This is a genomic window from Legionella waltersii (assembly GCF_001468085.1).
Taxonomy (GTDB): Bacteria; Pseudomonadota; Gammaproteobacteria; order Legionellales; family Legionellaceae; genus Legionella; species Legionella waltersii.
In genome coordinates, this window is sequence record NZ_LNZB01000036.1 from 115,793 (window position 1) to 132,068 (window position 16,276).

A 16,276-nucleotide genomic window follows, 5' to 3' on the forward strand; every position below is an offset into this window, starting at 1 on the left:
ATTTGATGCCTGATGAGCCCACGCGATTTACTCCACTGTTCATGGATAGAATGCTGGAGCATGCTGAAAGCCTGAATGCTTCAGACATCACGATTCAAACAGGTGAGCCCATTTTTGCTGAAGTGTATGGAAAGCTGTTGAAAATCACAAACAGACGCTTATCCAATACAGAGCTGGGTGATCTCATAAACGCTGTCTATGGGCCTAATGCCACTACCCAATTATTATCCGGAAAAGACATTGATACGCATTATGAATTCCGCCCCAATCGCGGTGTTAGATACCGCTATAGGGTCAATGCTACCGCGTGTCTAGTCGAAGGTCATGATGGCATTCAAGTCACCCTAAGAACTATTCCTACGACACCGCCAAGGCTTAGCTCAATGCACTTGCCTGACAACGTTTTAGAGGCCATTGCACCCCAAGAAGGAATTGTCTTTATCACTGGAGCTACAGGATCAGGAAAATCGACATTATTGGCTTCGATTATTCGTGAACTCATAGAAAACGAAGACTCGCACCGTAAAGTATTGACCTATGAATCTCCAATCGAATTTGTGTACGATGAAATTGAAACCATTTCTGCCGTTGTCAGTCAATCTGAAATTCCAAGACATCTACCAAGTTTTGCTGATGGTGTAAGAAATGCTCTGCGTAGAAAGCCCCGATTAATCATGGTGGGAGAGTGTCGAGATGCTGAAACCATCAGTGCTGCTTTAGAAGCCGCACTTACAGGACACCCTGTCTACACGACACTGCATACCTCTGGTGTTGCAGAAACCATGCGCAGACTTGTTACTTCTTTCTCAGGCGAAGAGCGCCTGGGTAGGACTATTGATATCCTGGAAACGATTAGGTTGTGTATTTGGCAAAAATTAGTTCCTACTGTGGATGATAAACGGGTAGCATTAAGAGAATATCTAGTATTCGACGAAGAAGTTAGGGATATCTTGCTGGAAAGTGATCCGAATGACGTCACTGCTGCAACTCGTAAATTGGTCAGACAAAAGGGCCAGTTGATGACGTGGGATGCGAAAGCCAAATTTGAGCAAGGAATGATTAGCGAACGAGTTTACAAATTAATTATCGCTGGAAGTAAAGACTATCAGAAGTAACTCAATCTAACCACATCAAGGATGCGATGATGTTTTTTGCAATCAAAAGGTTTTTTCTTTTTTTTATTTTTTTTAGTACAACACCATTTCTAATACCTTCCCCCATTTCTTTTGCCAGTATCACTTCTCAAAACGGCGAAAAAGCAATCGTTCAAATCAAATTGCTTGGGATTAATGATTTTCATGGCCAAATCAGTGCAGGAAAATTTGTCAACAATGAGCCTGTTGGAGGTGCAGCTGTTCTAGCTGCTTATTTACATGAAGCACAATATGGAATGAATGAGAGCACGGTAATTACGTTAATGGGTGATGTGGTAGGCGCCTCTCCCCCTACCTCTGCTCTGCTAAATGATGAACCAAGTATCTTGTTTATCAACAGCTTAGGAAATCAACACTGTAAACCAGAGTCCCGCTTAGATCCGCTTTGCAATGTCGTTGCAACAGTAGGCAATCATGAGTTCGATAGAGGACAAAAGGCCATGTTTGAACTCATGTATGGTAGTCATAAACCTCCTAAAGATGAATGGGTGCCACTTCCATTCTATCCCGGAGCAGCTTATCCCTATATTTCGGCCAATATCGTAGATGCCAATACCCATAAACCTCTATTCCCGCCTTACGTCATTAAATCAGTCAATTCTATCCCTGTCGCTTTTATCGGTGCTGTATTAAAGAAAGCGGCTGACTCCATGTTTCCAGCGAACGCAGAAGGAGTTTCCTTTTTGGATGAAGCTAAATCCATTAATCACTACATTCCGGAAATCAAAGCCCAAGGGGTACAGATTATCGTTGTTTTATTGCATGAGGGAGGGAATCAAATACCGTATGAGGGAGAAACAAAAAAAGGCAGTCCTGTGAATGGAGATATCCAAAAGATAGTTTGGGAAATTGATGATGGGGTAGATGTGATTATGGGAGGTCATACGCATCAATTTCTAAATGCCTACTTACCGAATAAAAACGGTAAAGAAATCTTAGTCACTCAAGCGAATAGTTACAGCGCTGCCTTTGCTGAAGTCACCCTGCAAGTTAATCTAAAAACCAAATCAGTCGTTGAAAAATACGCCCGAATTATTACAACGTACGCTAAACAATGGCCAGGGACGAATCATGACGAAAAAGTGTTAAACTTAGTCCGCTTGGCTGAAGATAAAGTAGAGCCCGTTGTAAACAGTTACATTGGAACAACTCAAATCGACTTACTGAAAAAGCAAAATGAGGATGGAGAGTCAAACCTTGGGAATTTAGTGACCGATGCCTTTAAACACATGATGGGTGCAGAAATTGGTCTTACTAACCCAAGCGGGATGCGTGACGACATTCAAGCAGGAGAGATTAAATGGGGGCAGATTTTCTCCACACTCCCTTTTAATAATCATACCGTAACAGTAACACTAACTGGTCAGGACTTGTATGACCTGTTTGAGCAACAATGGATGGGTTCTTACATCAATATGCTTCAAATCTCAGGCATTAATTACGACTACGACCCCACTAAACCCCTGGGACATAAAATTATTTCAATCCATTCTCAGAATAAGCCTATCGATAAAAACAAAGTCTATACCATTGCCACGAATGATTTCTTAGCAAGCGGCAACGGAGTTTTTTCCGTTATGAAACGAGCCAAGATGGTTAAAGTTGGAGATATCGATCATGAAACGGTGATTGCTTACATTAAGCAATTACCTCAGCCGTTTAAAGTTGGGATTGAAGGGAGAATTAAAAAAGTGATGAACACTCCTTATCCGCTCCCTCACGGCTGAGGGAGCGACTCATTTTTTAAATGGGGTATTTATACCCAAAATCGGGTTCTTCGCCTAATGGTGCTGCCTCAAGCGGTTTCATTAGGTTCTTCTATACGCCCCGAATCGCTCCGCTTGCTGACGCGCGCGGCTCGGTTTCTTCTTTGCTGTCTGAATCAAATCCTAGTCACAGCAGGGAGTGAACCGAGCCGCGCGCGTCAGCAAGCGGATATGGAACTATCCGCTTTCACGAATAACGCTGCTTAAGGCAGCGCTATTGGGCGAAGCGCCGGACCTAAGCTTACTGACCATCAGAGAAGAGATTAGCCGAGGGACTATAAAATGAGTCGATACCTCAGCCCTCACGGTCGCGGCTCGGTTGCTAGCGATTAAAGCTGCGTACGAGTCTTTATCTTAGCTACCAACCAAAATCTGATTCAACTGATCCGCCTGCAACCGAAACATTGCCTGTAAATTTTCATGCGTAGAACTCCCCATGTGTGGGGATAGAACTACATTATCAAGTGACCGTAATGTTTCAGGAACCTCCGGCTCATTTTGATAGACATCCAAACCTGCACCAGCAATCTCATGATTTTTCAGAGCATGGATTAAGGCTTGTTGATCAACAACACTCCCCCGCGCCACGTTAATGAGAAATCCATTAGGCCCTAAACACTCTAATACCTGTTTATTGATTAAATGTTTCGTTTCCGGCCCCCCTGAACAACAAACCATTAAAAAGTCACTGTCTAAGGCAAGCCTGTCAATCGAAGGGTAATACTCATAGGCGTTATTTTTATTCGAGAGAGCTGTGTAAGCTATACGCATTCCAAGTGGTTCTGCAAATTTAGCCATCATGGAACCAATTTGCCCCAAACCAACTAATCCTAATCGCTTAGCAAACAAGTGATTTCCCAACATTTTTGGTCTTTTTTCTGCCCAAGCATTATTGCGAGTGAATCGGTCATTTAAAACGATTTTTCGAGCCAAGGATAACATCAAAGCCAAACCCAACTCCGCCGTGTCATGAACTCCAGCATGGGGCTGAGACATTAGAGTAATTCCTTTCTTTTCTAAATAGAGCTTATCAATATTGTCGGTACCAAGTCCTAAATGACAGATGTATTTTAACTTAGGAAATTGGCTCATAAACTCCTCATCGATGAGGTCCCATACCGTTGTACCAAGAGCAAGCACTTCAACTAAATCTCTGTTTTCTGTATTCTCCCAACCTTCAATCACATGCCAATCTGTACTAAGCATGGATGGGAGTGACTTTAAAAAGGGATTAGTAAGATAGACTAGTGGTTGCATTTGTTTTCCTTTAAATGAAGTTCAACCTATTTCAGTGATGTAACCTGGACGTCATTATTCACCATCAGCGTGCTTGGAGTATGCCGTGTCCGAGCTGGTATCTTAAATTGAATCCCTAACAAGGATCAAGCATGGTGAATTCAAGCCCCAAGAGAGATTGGACGTTTTTTGCAAGTCAGGGTAGAAGCATTATACTTATAGTAATAATGGAATGATTCTTTGAGGTACTTCATGACCCTGATTAAACTACTCGATGCCTCTTTGCGTGATGGCGGACATCGTACGAACTTTCATTTTAAAGACGAGGACCTCAAACAAATACTTCCACCCCTTGATGCTTCTGGGGTGGATTACATTGAAATTGGTTATCGTGGTGGATCCTTGCAACCTATCGATAATGTTGGAGTTGCAGGAGTTTGTCCTAAAGAATATCTTGAACTTTGCCAATCGTTGGTTAAACAAGCAAAAATGGCAGTGATGGTCATTCCTGGTAAGGTCAATGCCGATGATCTTGCTGAGCTTAAGGACTATAACACACAACTACTTCGAATTTGTGTGGCTAAAAATAATGTTGAAGGGGGTATAGACTTATTGGAAAAAGCAAAATCCATGGGTTTTGAAACTGCAATTAACTTAATACACATCACGAATTACACGATAGAAGAGCTGGATAAATCAGTGATGATGGTTAGTCGTCATAAACCCGACATGATTTACTTCGCTGACTCAAACGGCAGTATATTCCCTAATAAAATAACTGATTTGTATTCCAGATATACCCATCAATACGACATTCCTTTTGGGTTTCATGCCCATGATAATTTGGGATTAGCGCAAGCGAATGCAATAGCAGCTATCGAAGCTGGCGCACGCTTTATTGACGCGTCCTTAGCTGGAATGGGAAAAGGGACTGGGAATTTAAAAACCGAGTTTTTTATCGCTTATTTACAAGCCAATCAAGTGGATAAATACAACCTGAAGCATGTCCTTACCGCGGCGAATTATGTGCGAGAGGCACTAAAAATTGGTCATGAACCCGTCTCTATGGACGAGTTCATGAGAGGTATTTTTGATCGCAGCGTAGTAGATTGTAAACTGTACAAATAAGCTATTTGGGGGCTCCACCAGGAGGAGTTGCTTCAGCACCAGGAGGAGTTGCTTTAGCTGTACTTCCAAGTTGATCATCAGTCTTGCCTGACGATTTAGAAGAAGTAGCTTCAACTTCACCGGAACCAGTCTTATCAGCGCCAGCCATCTTCTTAGCCATCTCAACGGCACGTCCACCAATAGCCTTGGCAACCTGACCTTCGGAGTCTTTTGTGGCCTTAGCACCTTCTTGGACTTTACCTTTTGCTTCTTCACCCCATTGAGTGGTTTCTTGACCTAAACGCTCTTCAGTACCACCTATCCAACGTAAAACCCTATCCGGTAAAATAGCAATTAAGGTAAAGGCTTTCTGTACCATAACCAAATACATACTCGTGTAAATGATTATCGAGAAGAAAAAGGCATAAATACCCGCCCAGTCACTGTAATTAATGCTTGTTGAATCCGAATAATTAGATTGGTAGTTACTTGTACCAGTGACACTAAAGTTGTCCCATTGCGATGTATCCGTCTGCCAATCACCCCAGCCTCCGGTTTCGCCACCTGTAGCGCTTTGCATAAAGCTAATTGCGTGATCAAAACCAGCATTAAGCAGCCAAACACCCACGTAAGATAAAGCGATACCTGATATATAGCCAATGATCATCAACGATGGGCGTAAGAACACATTAATTAATATCATAATTGCCGCTTCACCCTTACCAAAGGCATCATGTCCTTCAGGATGAGTGACACCCAGTGCAACAATGGGGGCAGCCACCATCGCTTCAATGACGGCGATCATCCAAGCTAAGGCACCGAAGGTAAAGATCATGTACGGCAAGGTAGGAACGTAATAAGCCGTCACAAAACCTATACTGACCATAGTACCCACCCAAGCAAGCAGTAGCGGGAATGCAAAAGCCATCAGAGCAAAGATAAAGATACCGAATGGGAAGAGAATTGCACTAGCAATAGCCATTGTGAGCAAGCTTAACCATAGATTAGCGGAGAAGTTAATGTACATAGTTCCCATATTCGCTAATGCCACGATTGGGTTTACCCCAGGCTGCGAGAGTACTCCTATTCCTTGGGTAAAGATACCGGCCATTCCTTGCAATGGGACCATCAAGAAAGCCATAACCACTGCATTAATGATTTGTCCAAATATTGCCAAAAAGAGATTATAGACATACCTTAAAATGTAGTTGTAAACCACATCCCCCATCATTTTTCCAAGACAGAAACTGAAGAACACGATTTTTACTCGACCACAATCGAAGTTTTGGTATTGCAAATAATACAGTGACGTATCTATGGAGAAGTTAATCTTATTGGCAAAAGTTAACGGTTTAATATCATTTTGACCAACGGTTTTCAGTAATGTTGAATTATTAATAAAGGAATAGACTGACGAAGAAGTAGGCTTATTGGTATCCGCTGTTAAGGAGTCGCCAGGTGGGTAAGATGGAGAAGGCAGTGAAGCACTACCACCTCCCGTAATAAGATTTACAACATTAGTTAACTTTGTTTGGTCTTTGCCAAACCATGTACACAGATTTGCATAGGGTGCATCTGGATCACATTGCGAATTACTGCCCTGACCAGGAAAAGCACTGGTTAATGCAGTCGCAGTAAATGCGCTTCCACCTAGACCTGTGTTAGAATCTATTTTTGGACTACTGGTTAATGCATTACCGTTAAGTTTCACTAAATCAAAGAAATAAGCCCCTGCTGTAATCCATCCTTCGCTCTCTGAAGTAGCAATGAATTCTCGAGCTTTGCTGGAATTTGTTGCATCAGCAGCATCAGAAATCAGTTTTAGCGTTGGTGCCATAACCCCATTATAGGCCTGGAAAGCCAGTAAAAACTCGGTCCCAGTAAAAATCACTGAATTTGCATTAGAGCTATTACCCGTTACAGGCGCGGGTCCCCACGACGTACAACCATCTCCATACTTACTGCACAATTGCCCGCCTGGTTTGTAAGGAACCCCAAATTGTTCTACCGCATTGGCCGAGTAATTGTTGTCCGTGGAAGAGGATGTTCCTGCTGCACCAACGGTTGATGTTTGATTATTCAGAAGAGGGTCATTATTGACCATAACCTGAGCAACGGACGATAAATTAACGAACATTTGTTGAATAGCGATGGCTCTAGAGAGTTTCGCGGTATCCAGTTCCGAAGAATTGAGTGTCGTTATATTGCTGAATGAAGAAGAGTTACTAATGCTATTCCAAGTCACTGAACCACAAATCCCGTGTAGGAAGTGATACGCTGTTGCGGCCGTGTCAGTTGACTTGAAATACGGCATCTCCAATGTAAATGTATCCCCAGTAGAGTTGGATTGAAAGTCAACCGCATTGAATGTACTCATTAAATCAGGAACAGCGTTATTGCATAAGCCAGCCATTGGTTCCGGAACAGTTCCATTTTCTGCATAGCAGGGGGTCCCCTTAGTTCCTTTTGTATTTAAGTAAGATTGCCTTATGCTGTTTAGCTGATTCTGCAATCCCAACATGCAAACTTGACCGGATAATATCACTGAAGCCGCCTTAAGAATTGGTGCAGGGCCACTATTCATGTCAGGAATATTTAAACTTGTATTTATCGGCTGTGTTAATTGACTGATATCTATCTGGCCTTGAACAATCACACCGCCCCTATTCAGATAACTTAGCGCCGCCGTCCAAACTTTATCGGCAGCCCCAACCCCCTGAATAATGACCCACATGACAAAAATCTGCATCATGCAATAACCAGATGCCTTTGGAACTAATAAAGCCAATCCCATCGTAGAACGCACCGGAATCCAAATGGATGACCACTTCTGGCCTAGCATCTGTCCTTCATGAGCGGTATTCATTGTGGAAACCATCAAGGTATACATAATGATGATACCACCTAAGCCTAAGACAGCTGCGTTAAAGACCCCAAACATAGAGCCCATGATTTGGCTGCCGGTACCACTAAGAACCCCATCGACAATACCAAACAGGTTTCCTAAAAACACAACAGACTTGTCTGTAGTGGGTGGGGCGAAGCTTAGACTTCCGCTATTGTCGGCGAAAACAAGAGCCGGAAACAAACAAAAAAGGAGTGTAAATGCTAATTTTTTCATTCTTTTTCACCCAATAACCCTTGCCTATACCATTCTTGTATCGAGCATCCTAGTTTTCGATGCTTGATTTGGAAATACCAAAAGTGATAACGGAACGCTAAAACCAAGGCAATCAGCACTATCACAAAGCTGACTAAGGTGGCTTTAAAACTTCCGTAAATGAATTGGTAGCCCATGTATGCAAAAACAATAACTGCAATGACCAACATAAGAACACTCAAGCGATACAACGCTTTTTGTTTTACCAATAAGTCCATTTCATTTAATTTTAATTTTCCTACGGCCTCTTCAAACGACTCTGTTTGCTCCTGTGGCTGAGGAACAAAAAATTTCTTTATCCCGTTTACCAAGTAGGAGGTAAAGAATTTCATTCTATCCCAATCAAACCATCGACGAACATTAAAAATGCTCGCAAGTATCCTAACTATTCTCGATCCTTTCTTTTTTTTCATATTTTTTACTTTTTCGCCTAAATTAAATCATGGACTTTTAACCTTCATAATATACTATAGTAGTATGTAGTTGTTTTATATATCAACTTATCACAGTAAAAAAAGAGTAAATATGCCTGATCTTAGCTATGAAGCCTCAGCAAAATATTGGTTTGAATACATTGACCCTATGATCTATAGGGTGATTACTTTTATGGAAAGCGTCGAAAATTGGACTCTTGATGGCAATCCTGAGTTTGAGGAAGCGATGCAACAACTAGGGAAAGAACTTGATGATATTGAGAGTCTAGATTTAGGGATTATGGCTCAAGAGGATAAATTTATTCGTATTGTAGGGAATATTAAATCCGGCAGGGGGTTGCGATTACTTCAGGCCATTGACACAGTTCACCCTGGTAGTGCTTCACGTGTGTTAATTCACGCAGAGGAGACCAGCCTAGGAACAAATGACCCCGCTGGATTCTTTTTGAAAAGAAACATCGTTTTCGAAAGATTGCGATTATTATCTCGGGTTTTTTGTCAATACCGTTTAAAACTTGTATTACGTGCACTTGAAGGGGAAGAATGATGAAATTCGTGTCAAAACTTATTCTCGCTAATGTATTGTGTTTAAGCTCCTTACCAACTTCGGCAGCAGAGGGGACAACTAATCCTTGGGCAGCTACCACAGCTGATATAGCCAGATACTTGCTTAATCTAGGTCAATATTATGGCTTTAATCTTAATAATCCTGTTTTAACTCTAGCGAATCTCACAACACTTACCACCAACCAACTGACTACTGGGTATGCGTTTGATGCCTTATTCGGTTCAATTCCTGTAAACTTCACAGTCAGTGACTTATCTCGTTTTGTTCCTGATGGCAGTGCAAATGATGACCTCAATGATCTGGCCAATAATACGTTTAAAAGCTACCAGTCTGGGGGAACTTCAGACAACGGCAATGTTGGAGCTGTAGACGCGATTGATCAACCAACCTCAACGCCACCAGCATCGGGCGGTGGCACGTATATGCCAGGACTGATAAAAAACACACAATCAGCACAGTCTAATTATTTGAATGATCCTGTCAGTCAAGCCATATTCAATATTCTAGGTACTCCAGATTACTCTCAGTGCACAACTACAGACAGCAATAACAATGAAGTATGGAACAGTAGTTGCACCTATAAATACCAAAACCTGGTTACTCAGAACGTCATTGGAGACCCAACCAAGTATAATCAACCGGACTATTTCTCGTATTCGTTCAATGAGCCAATTATTCCTCAGTTGAATGGAAACACATTGATTTCTCCATTGATGTATTCCACTACTCAAGGTGACATTCCAACGCAATCCTCAGGGCTGACAGCAAAAAACCAAGCCCAGGAGGCCGCTAATTTTATTCGTTACGCGAGTGGGCAGGTCACCCCGGTGACTCTCCCAAATAGCTCTGATTTTTCGAGATTGTATTTTGACGCAATATCCACAGATACTTCAGCTGCTGGCGTTACAAAAAGCAAACAAGCGCTAGCAACTCTCAATAATTATTTTGCAAGCTTACGAGTGTATGCCGCTCAAACCTCTGTAGGACTGAGTAACTTATACTACATCATGTCCAGACGCATGCCACAAACCGTAAATTCCAAGAATACAAACATCACACCAAGTAAAAATAGCGAAGCACAAGTTGAATTTACGCTCGCCACTTGGAGACTGTATAACCCATCAGGAAGTAACCCATCCCCAGTAGGGTCCTCCTCAACGATGGGTGGAAGCCCCTCTCCTTCAGGTTCTTCAAGCCAACAAAACGATGATCCCTGTACTTCATCAACCAATTGGGTGAGTTGTATAAATACTTCGACAACACCGAGAGTCCAAAAGGAAATTGCTATCCTTTTAGCCGAAATCAACTATCAAATGTACCTGGATAGACAAATTCAAGAGCGAATTTTGATGACCAACAGCATCTTATTGCTGCAAAACATGAAGTCCAGTCAGCCTAGTGCACCTTCTTATGGAGATGCGAGCACCAACGGTTCAACAGGCAACTAATGCTGGTTATCCCCCTGCCCTATTCTAAAGCAGGGGGGATGAACGTCACTTACTCCTTACGCTGATACACTTGATAGACAAAATCAATCACTTTCGTTTTAGGACCGATGGAATTCGGGATTAAATAGCCTGACTGAAAAGTGCGTAGTAATTCATAATGATTGTAAAACCCATTTTCAAACAACAAATCCGTTAAATAATCCCCATGACCTTCCTCTGGATAATAGTTCACGATAAGCCAATTCGGTTTTTCCTGCGAAATGAGGTGCTTTGCGTATAAGGGCAAATTCTCTTTATAGGGTGAACGAGTGAGATTGGGATTATTGAGACATTGCGCATCAATAAAACGAATATCGCTTCTTGCATAATAGGGAATGATTCCACAATCACTTAAATAGACGCTGTCACCGTATTTAGCTTCTTTATTGATTAGATTAACAATGGCCATGCGGCTTTGATTTCTGTCTTTATAATCAGCCAGTTTGAGTGATAAATACTCGGTCTCACTTGCGGGAACAAACCACCAAGTAAGAAAAGAAATTGCCAATACAATGACCCAGTCAATCTCTTTTTCTTTGAAATACTCTCTAGAAAAATAGACGAGCCCTAGAACAGGAAGCAAACAGAATACAGCAAAAGAACCTAAAAACAAGCGCGAGAAATAAGCGATGACAGGATGAGCTTCGATGAGCATGATGCCATACAACAGAGAAGGCAACCAGAGCAAAACATGCCTACAATCTTTTCGATTGGACAACAAATACGGTATTGAGACCACCAATAACGGAAAAATAACCTGTAAATAATCAAAATCGACCACAAAAGCCTGTCCTTCAGTGATTGATTTACAGCTGAAACTATTTGGAATCCAATGCCCAAAATAATAAACTCGCCAAGCAAAATAGATGGCATAAGGGATTAGAAAGCAAAGGCAGCTCAGGCTTAACCATTGATAGGTTCTTTTTTGATTTACAGCCCATCGCAACTTACGGTTTTTCAGCCATTGACAATAAATAAAGCACATCAAAGGGCACGCCCATACCAACCCTTCAAATCGAGTTAAACTTAATAATAGCAAGGTCATATTGCAAATGACCCAAGCAGAAGTTGACTGAACTCCGAGAGCCTCTGAATTTGTGTTTTGCTCACACGTCTTATAACCAAATGCCAAACAACTCTGCCAAGTGAATAAAATAACGAGACAGGTGTAAAACATAGTTTCCATACCACTGACTGTCCACCAGGGCACGCCCACGTAGTAGCTAAAGATGAATACGGGTAGCGTTGCTAAGAGCCGATTTAAAAACAGTCTGCTCAAGCGATACAAGAAAAAAAGAGCCAAAACGAGGCTAAAACATGAAATCATTTTTATACTCGTTTCTAAGGGTAGTTCCAATTTAATGATTAATGCTGACAAGAGGACCCATAAAAAATTAGAGTAACCCTCTACAAGAGGCATCTGTGCATGCCAGAACAAGCCTTGGCCATTCACTAGCTGGCTTGCATAATGCCAGCTAATATAGGCATCGTCTGTGGTGAAATCCCATACTGTTTTTATAGAAAATACTAGGTTACTTAAACTCAATAGCAGTATTACTATTGCTAAGATCGTTTTCGTTTTTTGTGATGCATGATTCAATGTGTAATAACTCCTTTTATACTTCCCGTGTATGGGGAGATCAATGTCCGCTCCCTCACCGTCGCGGCTCGGTTTTGTTTCGTGCTAACCGAGCCGCGACGGTGAGGGGGCGGACTGACTTGATCTAACTTACTGGATAATATAGTGCTTTTTCGTTTATCCGGAAACAGCCTAAAAAGAAGCTGCAAAAAAAACAACTACTATGATATGCTTTGGAGCAACTTTGTAACTCTCAGGACGAGTCATGTAAACAGCGGTGAGTGATCATGCCAAAACCCTATGTGTTTGATATCAGCGGAATGACTTGTCCAAATTGCATTATTACCATCCATAACGTATTAAAGGACTCCTTAACTTCATTCAAATCCTTGGATGTGGATATAACCACTCCTGACCCTAAAAAAGCGTACATTACACTCACTGATGAATCTGAAGATCGAGAAAAAACGGAGAATGAGATTGAAGTCATAATTAATGACATAGGTTATGTCTGTAAAAAACAGTCAATGCCTTCCAGTAGCGAAAACCAGCGCCCCTTTCTTGGACAACAAACCAGCGACTCTCCAACCAATGCTACAGCGAATGGATTTTCTCAATGGGGATTAAGAGTAAAACAATTCATCGCATCGCATTGGTTTCTAGGGGGGCTTGGATGTATTGCAGGAGTGGGATTACTGATTTTAAGCATGGTTTCAGGAACCTTGCCATTTGCAGCACTACTTACTCTATCGATCTCCAGTATCCTATTAACCCTTGGGCTTGGGGCTCAATCTTATTTGGACTCATGGAAAAAACTTACAGCCTCCAAGACCCTAACAATGGATACCTTGTTTTCAATTAGCACACTCACAGTGTTGATCGTATCTACCGCATCATTATTTTTTCCTTGGTTACCGATGATGTTTGAGGCTGGTTTGCTCATTTATGGCTTTAGGCATTTAGGTATAGCCATTGAAGACTCTCTCAAAGAAAAAATAAATCCCATCAAATTTCAAGACAGAGCACCACAAAAGGTACGAGTCTTCCGCGATAATATTCTTCAAGAAAGCCCATTAAACCTCATTAAACCAGGTGATTTAATCTCTGTTTTACCAGGAGAAATCATTGCTGTGGATGGAGTTTGCGAAAACGAAGCCATCTTATACAACACCATCATTACCGGGAGCATTTTACCCAAATACTTCAAACGCGGTGATGCTGTATTAGCTGGAATGAAGCTCGCCAAGGACAGTCCAGAATTAAGGATATTAGTGCGTAAATCGTTTAAAGAATCCAATTTAGCTCAGCTGGACAACAATATTGAACAATCAATTATTGGAAAAGCCCCCATAGAACTACAAACGAGTAAAATCCTCCAATACTTTATTCCTGCAGTTTTAGCTTTCGCAGTCATGTCTGGACTAATTATCGGTGTATTTTTCTCACCAGCCACTGCAATCACCTGTGCGATATCCGTTTTGGTCTCCGCATGCCCCTGTACTCTGGGGCTCATCACCCCACTAGCAGTGAAAACAGGAATCCATAAGTCACTAGAACATGGTGCCTTGTTTAAAAATGCAGAAATGCTGCAATTGGCAGAGCAAATTAACACCGTCATTTTTGACTTAAATGGTACATTAACAACCGGCGTACCTGTTGTTAAAAACTACAACATTTTGGATCCGTCACTTAGCGACAGTGAATTTTATCAACTTTGCGCTTCTCTTGAAAATGGGACAGTTCACCCGATCGGCAAAGCCATCTTTGAATTTACTCATGGGCATGTCAATCAGAGGTTACAATTTGATTCGATTGATCCTCATTCAAATCATTCAGGGATTACCGCACTAAATAACTCGATGCAATATGCGATCGGTAACGGTACCTTAATGCATGAATTAGGTGTCTCAACAAAGGCAGTAGAAAGTCAATATCCGTTGGAAGCAGGTGATAGCTTAATTTATTTATCCAGAGGCAAGACAATTCTTGGGTATATCGTTGTCACAGATCCGCTAAGAAAAGATGCCCTTAAAACCATTAAGGCTCTACAAACCATGGGAAAAGAAATTCACTTATGCACTGGCGCTGATAAGCAAACTGCCCAACGATATGCCAAAGCCCTCGGGATTACTCATGTTTATGCAAACGCTATTGCTTCAAATGTAACCCCTGAATCCCGCTCAAAACCAGCATACATTAATTCGCTTAAACGATTAGGGCGCATCATAGCTATGATTGGAGATGCGGGTAATGATGCTCATGCTCTAGCCGCCGCTGAATTAGGAATTGCTATCCTTTCAGATAACAGCGATGAAATGACGCAAAAACAAGCTGGGGTTATTATTCAGCAAGGAAATCTATTGCCTATTGCGAATGGATTTGCTGTTTCTCAGCAAGCCGTTTCCAACATTCGAACTAATTTAAAAATTAGCTTGGCCTATAATCTCACTTCGGTTCTAATCTCTGGAGGGCTCTTGCTTGCTTTTGGTTTCACGATGAATCCTGCTGTAGGAGTAGCCCTAATGATACTGCAAGCTTGTTTTGTCTTGTACAATGTCTATCAATTTCAACAAAAACCACTTCCACATCTTGAAGACGAAGTTAATGACGATATTGATTCATCCACTACCTCTTATGAAATGATGAAACAATATAATCTTGCGCCCAATTCTCCTTCTCCTGCGATGAAAAAGGGACAGGATGAGCGAACAACTCATTCAAGTCTATTTTCTGGATTTAATGCTTTAATGGAATTCTTTAGTTTTGATAGTGAGTCACAGCAGACAATCATTGATACTAATAACAAAGGTGAATTATGCCATCCCTCTCAAGAGTGCCCTACCTACGGACCTTAGCCGCATCAGCGGTCAAAAAGACAAACCCAAGCCCATCCTCCAATATCACGATTGATTTGAATGAGCTTGAAAATGCACAGGTAAATCCTCGTTTATAAAATTGGAATCCCCTGTGGCCATTGAAGCCAATTCCCTTCTGGAAAAGGAAGGGATACATCAACCATATGCACCGCATAGGCATGCCTTGACTTGTCTGAACTATTTGCTTTGCTTTTGTGAGGAAGTCTGCCGTGTAAAATAATGAGCGTCCCTTTTCTAACAGGCAAGGGGATTGATTGATCTTCCGACCAAGATGCGTCATCGTACTCCTCAAAAAAAATCGTATCCTCTTTGCGGAGCATTCTTTTCTTTAAGGGAGTAGAAACAGGACTGGGGATAACTTCCAGACAACCATTTTCTAACGTGGCATCTTCTAATGCAAACCAAAAACCCAGTGCATCGCTGTTTTCACCATAAATATAGGTGCTGTCTTGATGACACACAACCTCAGCGCCAATGCCGGGCTGTTTAAAGATATACATGGATTGCAACAACCCTAATTTGTTCAAACCCAGTTGATGGCCAAGAGCTTTTATACGCGCATCTCTGGAATGCTCTCTAAAAACCGGATCTAGTTCATGCAAGGCATGGCCTATCTTATTAAGTGCCCCTTCAACGGGTCGATGTATTTTCCCATCAGAATCGATAGCCTCTGGCTCAAAAAAATAATGGATCTTGTCGCCTGAATCTAAAAAATAACGCTCTTTTGCATGTTCATTCGTATGGGTTGAGAACACGGTTTGCGGGATTGAATCCTGATTGTTTTCTATCAGCTCTGCAACCCTCTCCCGCAAAGTGTCGCACACGGATTCGGAAAAAAAATCCTCAATCACTAAATAACCATTTGAAGAAAAAAAATCACATTGTTGTGGTGACAGCTGCATCCTTTGC

The 16,276-nt window shown here is 41.7% G+C and carries 11 protein-coding genes; 6 read left to right on the forward strand and 5 right to left on the reverse strand.

Annotation, left to right across the window (positions count from 1 at the left end):
• Window positions 1-5 precede the first annotated feature (5 nt).
• Window positions 6-1,115: a Dot/Icm type IV secretion system ATPase DotB gene (gene dotB, locus Lwal_RS06720; RefSeq protein ID WP_193787218.1), complete on the forward strand. Its 1,110-nt coding sequence runs from the start codon at window positions 6-8 to the stop codon at window positions 1,113-1,115.
• Between the two features lie 29 nt (window positions 1,116-1,144).
• Complete coding sequence (locus Lwal_RS06725; RefSeq protein ID WP_058480059.1) at window positions 1,145-2,881, forward strand: bifunctional metallophosphatase/5'-nucleotidase; 1,737 nt, start codon at window positions 1,145-1,147, stop codon at window positions 2,879-2,881.
• A gap of 393 nt (window positions 2,882-3,274) precedes the next feature.
• Here the strand turns inward: Lwal_RS06725 and Lwal_RS06730 are convergent, their stop codons facing one another.
• Complete coding sequence (locus Lwal_RS06730; protein ID WP_058480060.1) at window positions 3,275-4,177, reverse strand: NAD(P)-dependent oxidoreductase; 903 nt, start codon at window positions 4,175-4,177, stop codon at window positions 3,275-3,277.
• A 231-nt stretch (window positions 4,178-4,408) separates the two neighbouring features.
• Here Lwal_RS06730 and Lwal_RS06735 point away from each other — a divergent pair, with 231 nt between their 5' ends.
• Entirely contained in the window at window positions 4,409-5,284 is an 876-nt protein-coding gene (locus Lwal_RS06735) for an aldolase catalytic domain-containing protein (protein ID WP_058480061.1), read from the forward strand.
• A gap of 1 nt (window position 5,285) precedes the next feature.
• Here the strand turns inward: Lwal_RS06735 and dotA are convergent, their stop codons facing one another.
• Both dotA and icmV read right to left on the reverse strand, forming a co-directional pair.
• Window positions 5,286-8,384, reverse strand: coding sequence for a type IVB secretion system protein DotA (dotA, locus tag Lwal_RS06740; protein WP_058480062.1), 3,099 nt, complete (start codon window positions 8,382-8,384; stop codon window positions 5,286-5,288).
• Window positions 8,381-8,836 carry a type IVB secretion system protein IcmV gene (icmV, locus tag Lwal_RS06745; RefSeq protein ID WP_058480063.1) on the reverse strand — a complete coding sequence of 152 codons (456 nt, stop codon included), beginning with the start codon at window positions 8,834-8,836 and terminating at the stop codon, window positions 8,381-8,383. Before icmV ends, dotA begins: the two co-directional genes overlap by 4 nt.
• 112 nt (window positions 8,837-8,948) lie before the next feature.
• Here icmV and icmW point away from each other — a divergent pair, with 112 nt between their 5' ends.
• A complete protein-coding gene (gene icmW / locus Lwal_RS06750) occupies window positions 8,949-9,404 on the forward strand; it encodes a type IVB secretion system protein IcmW (protein WP_058480064.1) in 456 nt (151 codons plus the stop codon).
• Complete coding sequence (gene icmX, locus Lwal_RS06755) at window positions 9,401-10,873, forward strand: type IVB secretion system protein IcmX (protein ID WP_231950980.1); 1,473 nt, start codon at window positions 9,401-9,403, stop codon at window positions 10,871-10,873. Before icmW ends, icmX begins: the two co-directional genes overlap by 4 nt.
• A 49-nt stretch (window positions 10,874-10,922) precedes the next feature.
• Here the strand turns inward: icmX and Lwal_RS06760 are convergent, their stop codons facing one another.
• Window positions 10,923-12,512, reverse strand: coding sequence for a hypothetical protein (locus Lwal_RS06760; RefSeq protein WP_058480066.1), 1,590 nt, complete (start codon window positions 12,510-12,512; stop codon window positions 10,923-10,925).
• A 266-nt stretch (window positions 12,513-12,778) separates the two neighbouring features.
• On the opposite strand from Lwal_RS06760, the gene Lwal_RS06765 reads away from it, so the two are divergent.
• A complete protein-coding gene (locus Lwal_RS06765) occupies window positions 12,779-15,346 on the forward strand; it encodes a heavy metal translocating P-type ATPase (protein WP_058480067.1) in 2,568 nt (855 codons plus the stop codon).
• Between the two features lie 92 nt (window positions 15,347-15,438).
• On the opposite strand, the gene Lwal_RS06770 is transcribed toward Lwal_RS06765, so the two are convergent.
• Window positions 15,439-16,269, reverse strand: a complete 831-nt coding sequence (locus tag Lwal_RS06770; protein ID WP_058480068.1) for a phytanoyl-CoA dioxygenase family protein — start codon at window positions 16,267-16,269, stop codon at window positions 15,439-15,441.
• Window positions 16,270-16,276: the final 7 nt, after the last annotated feature.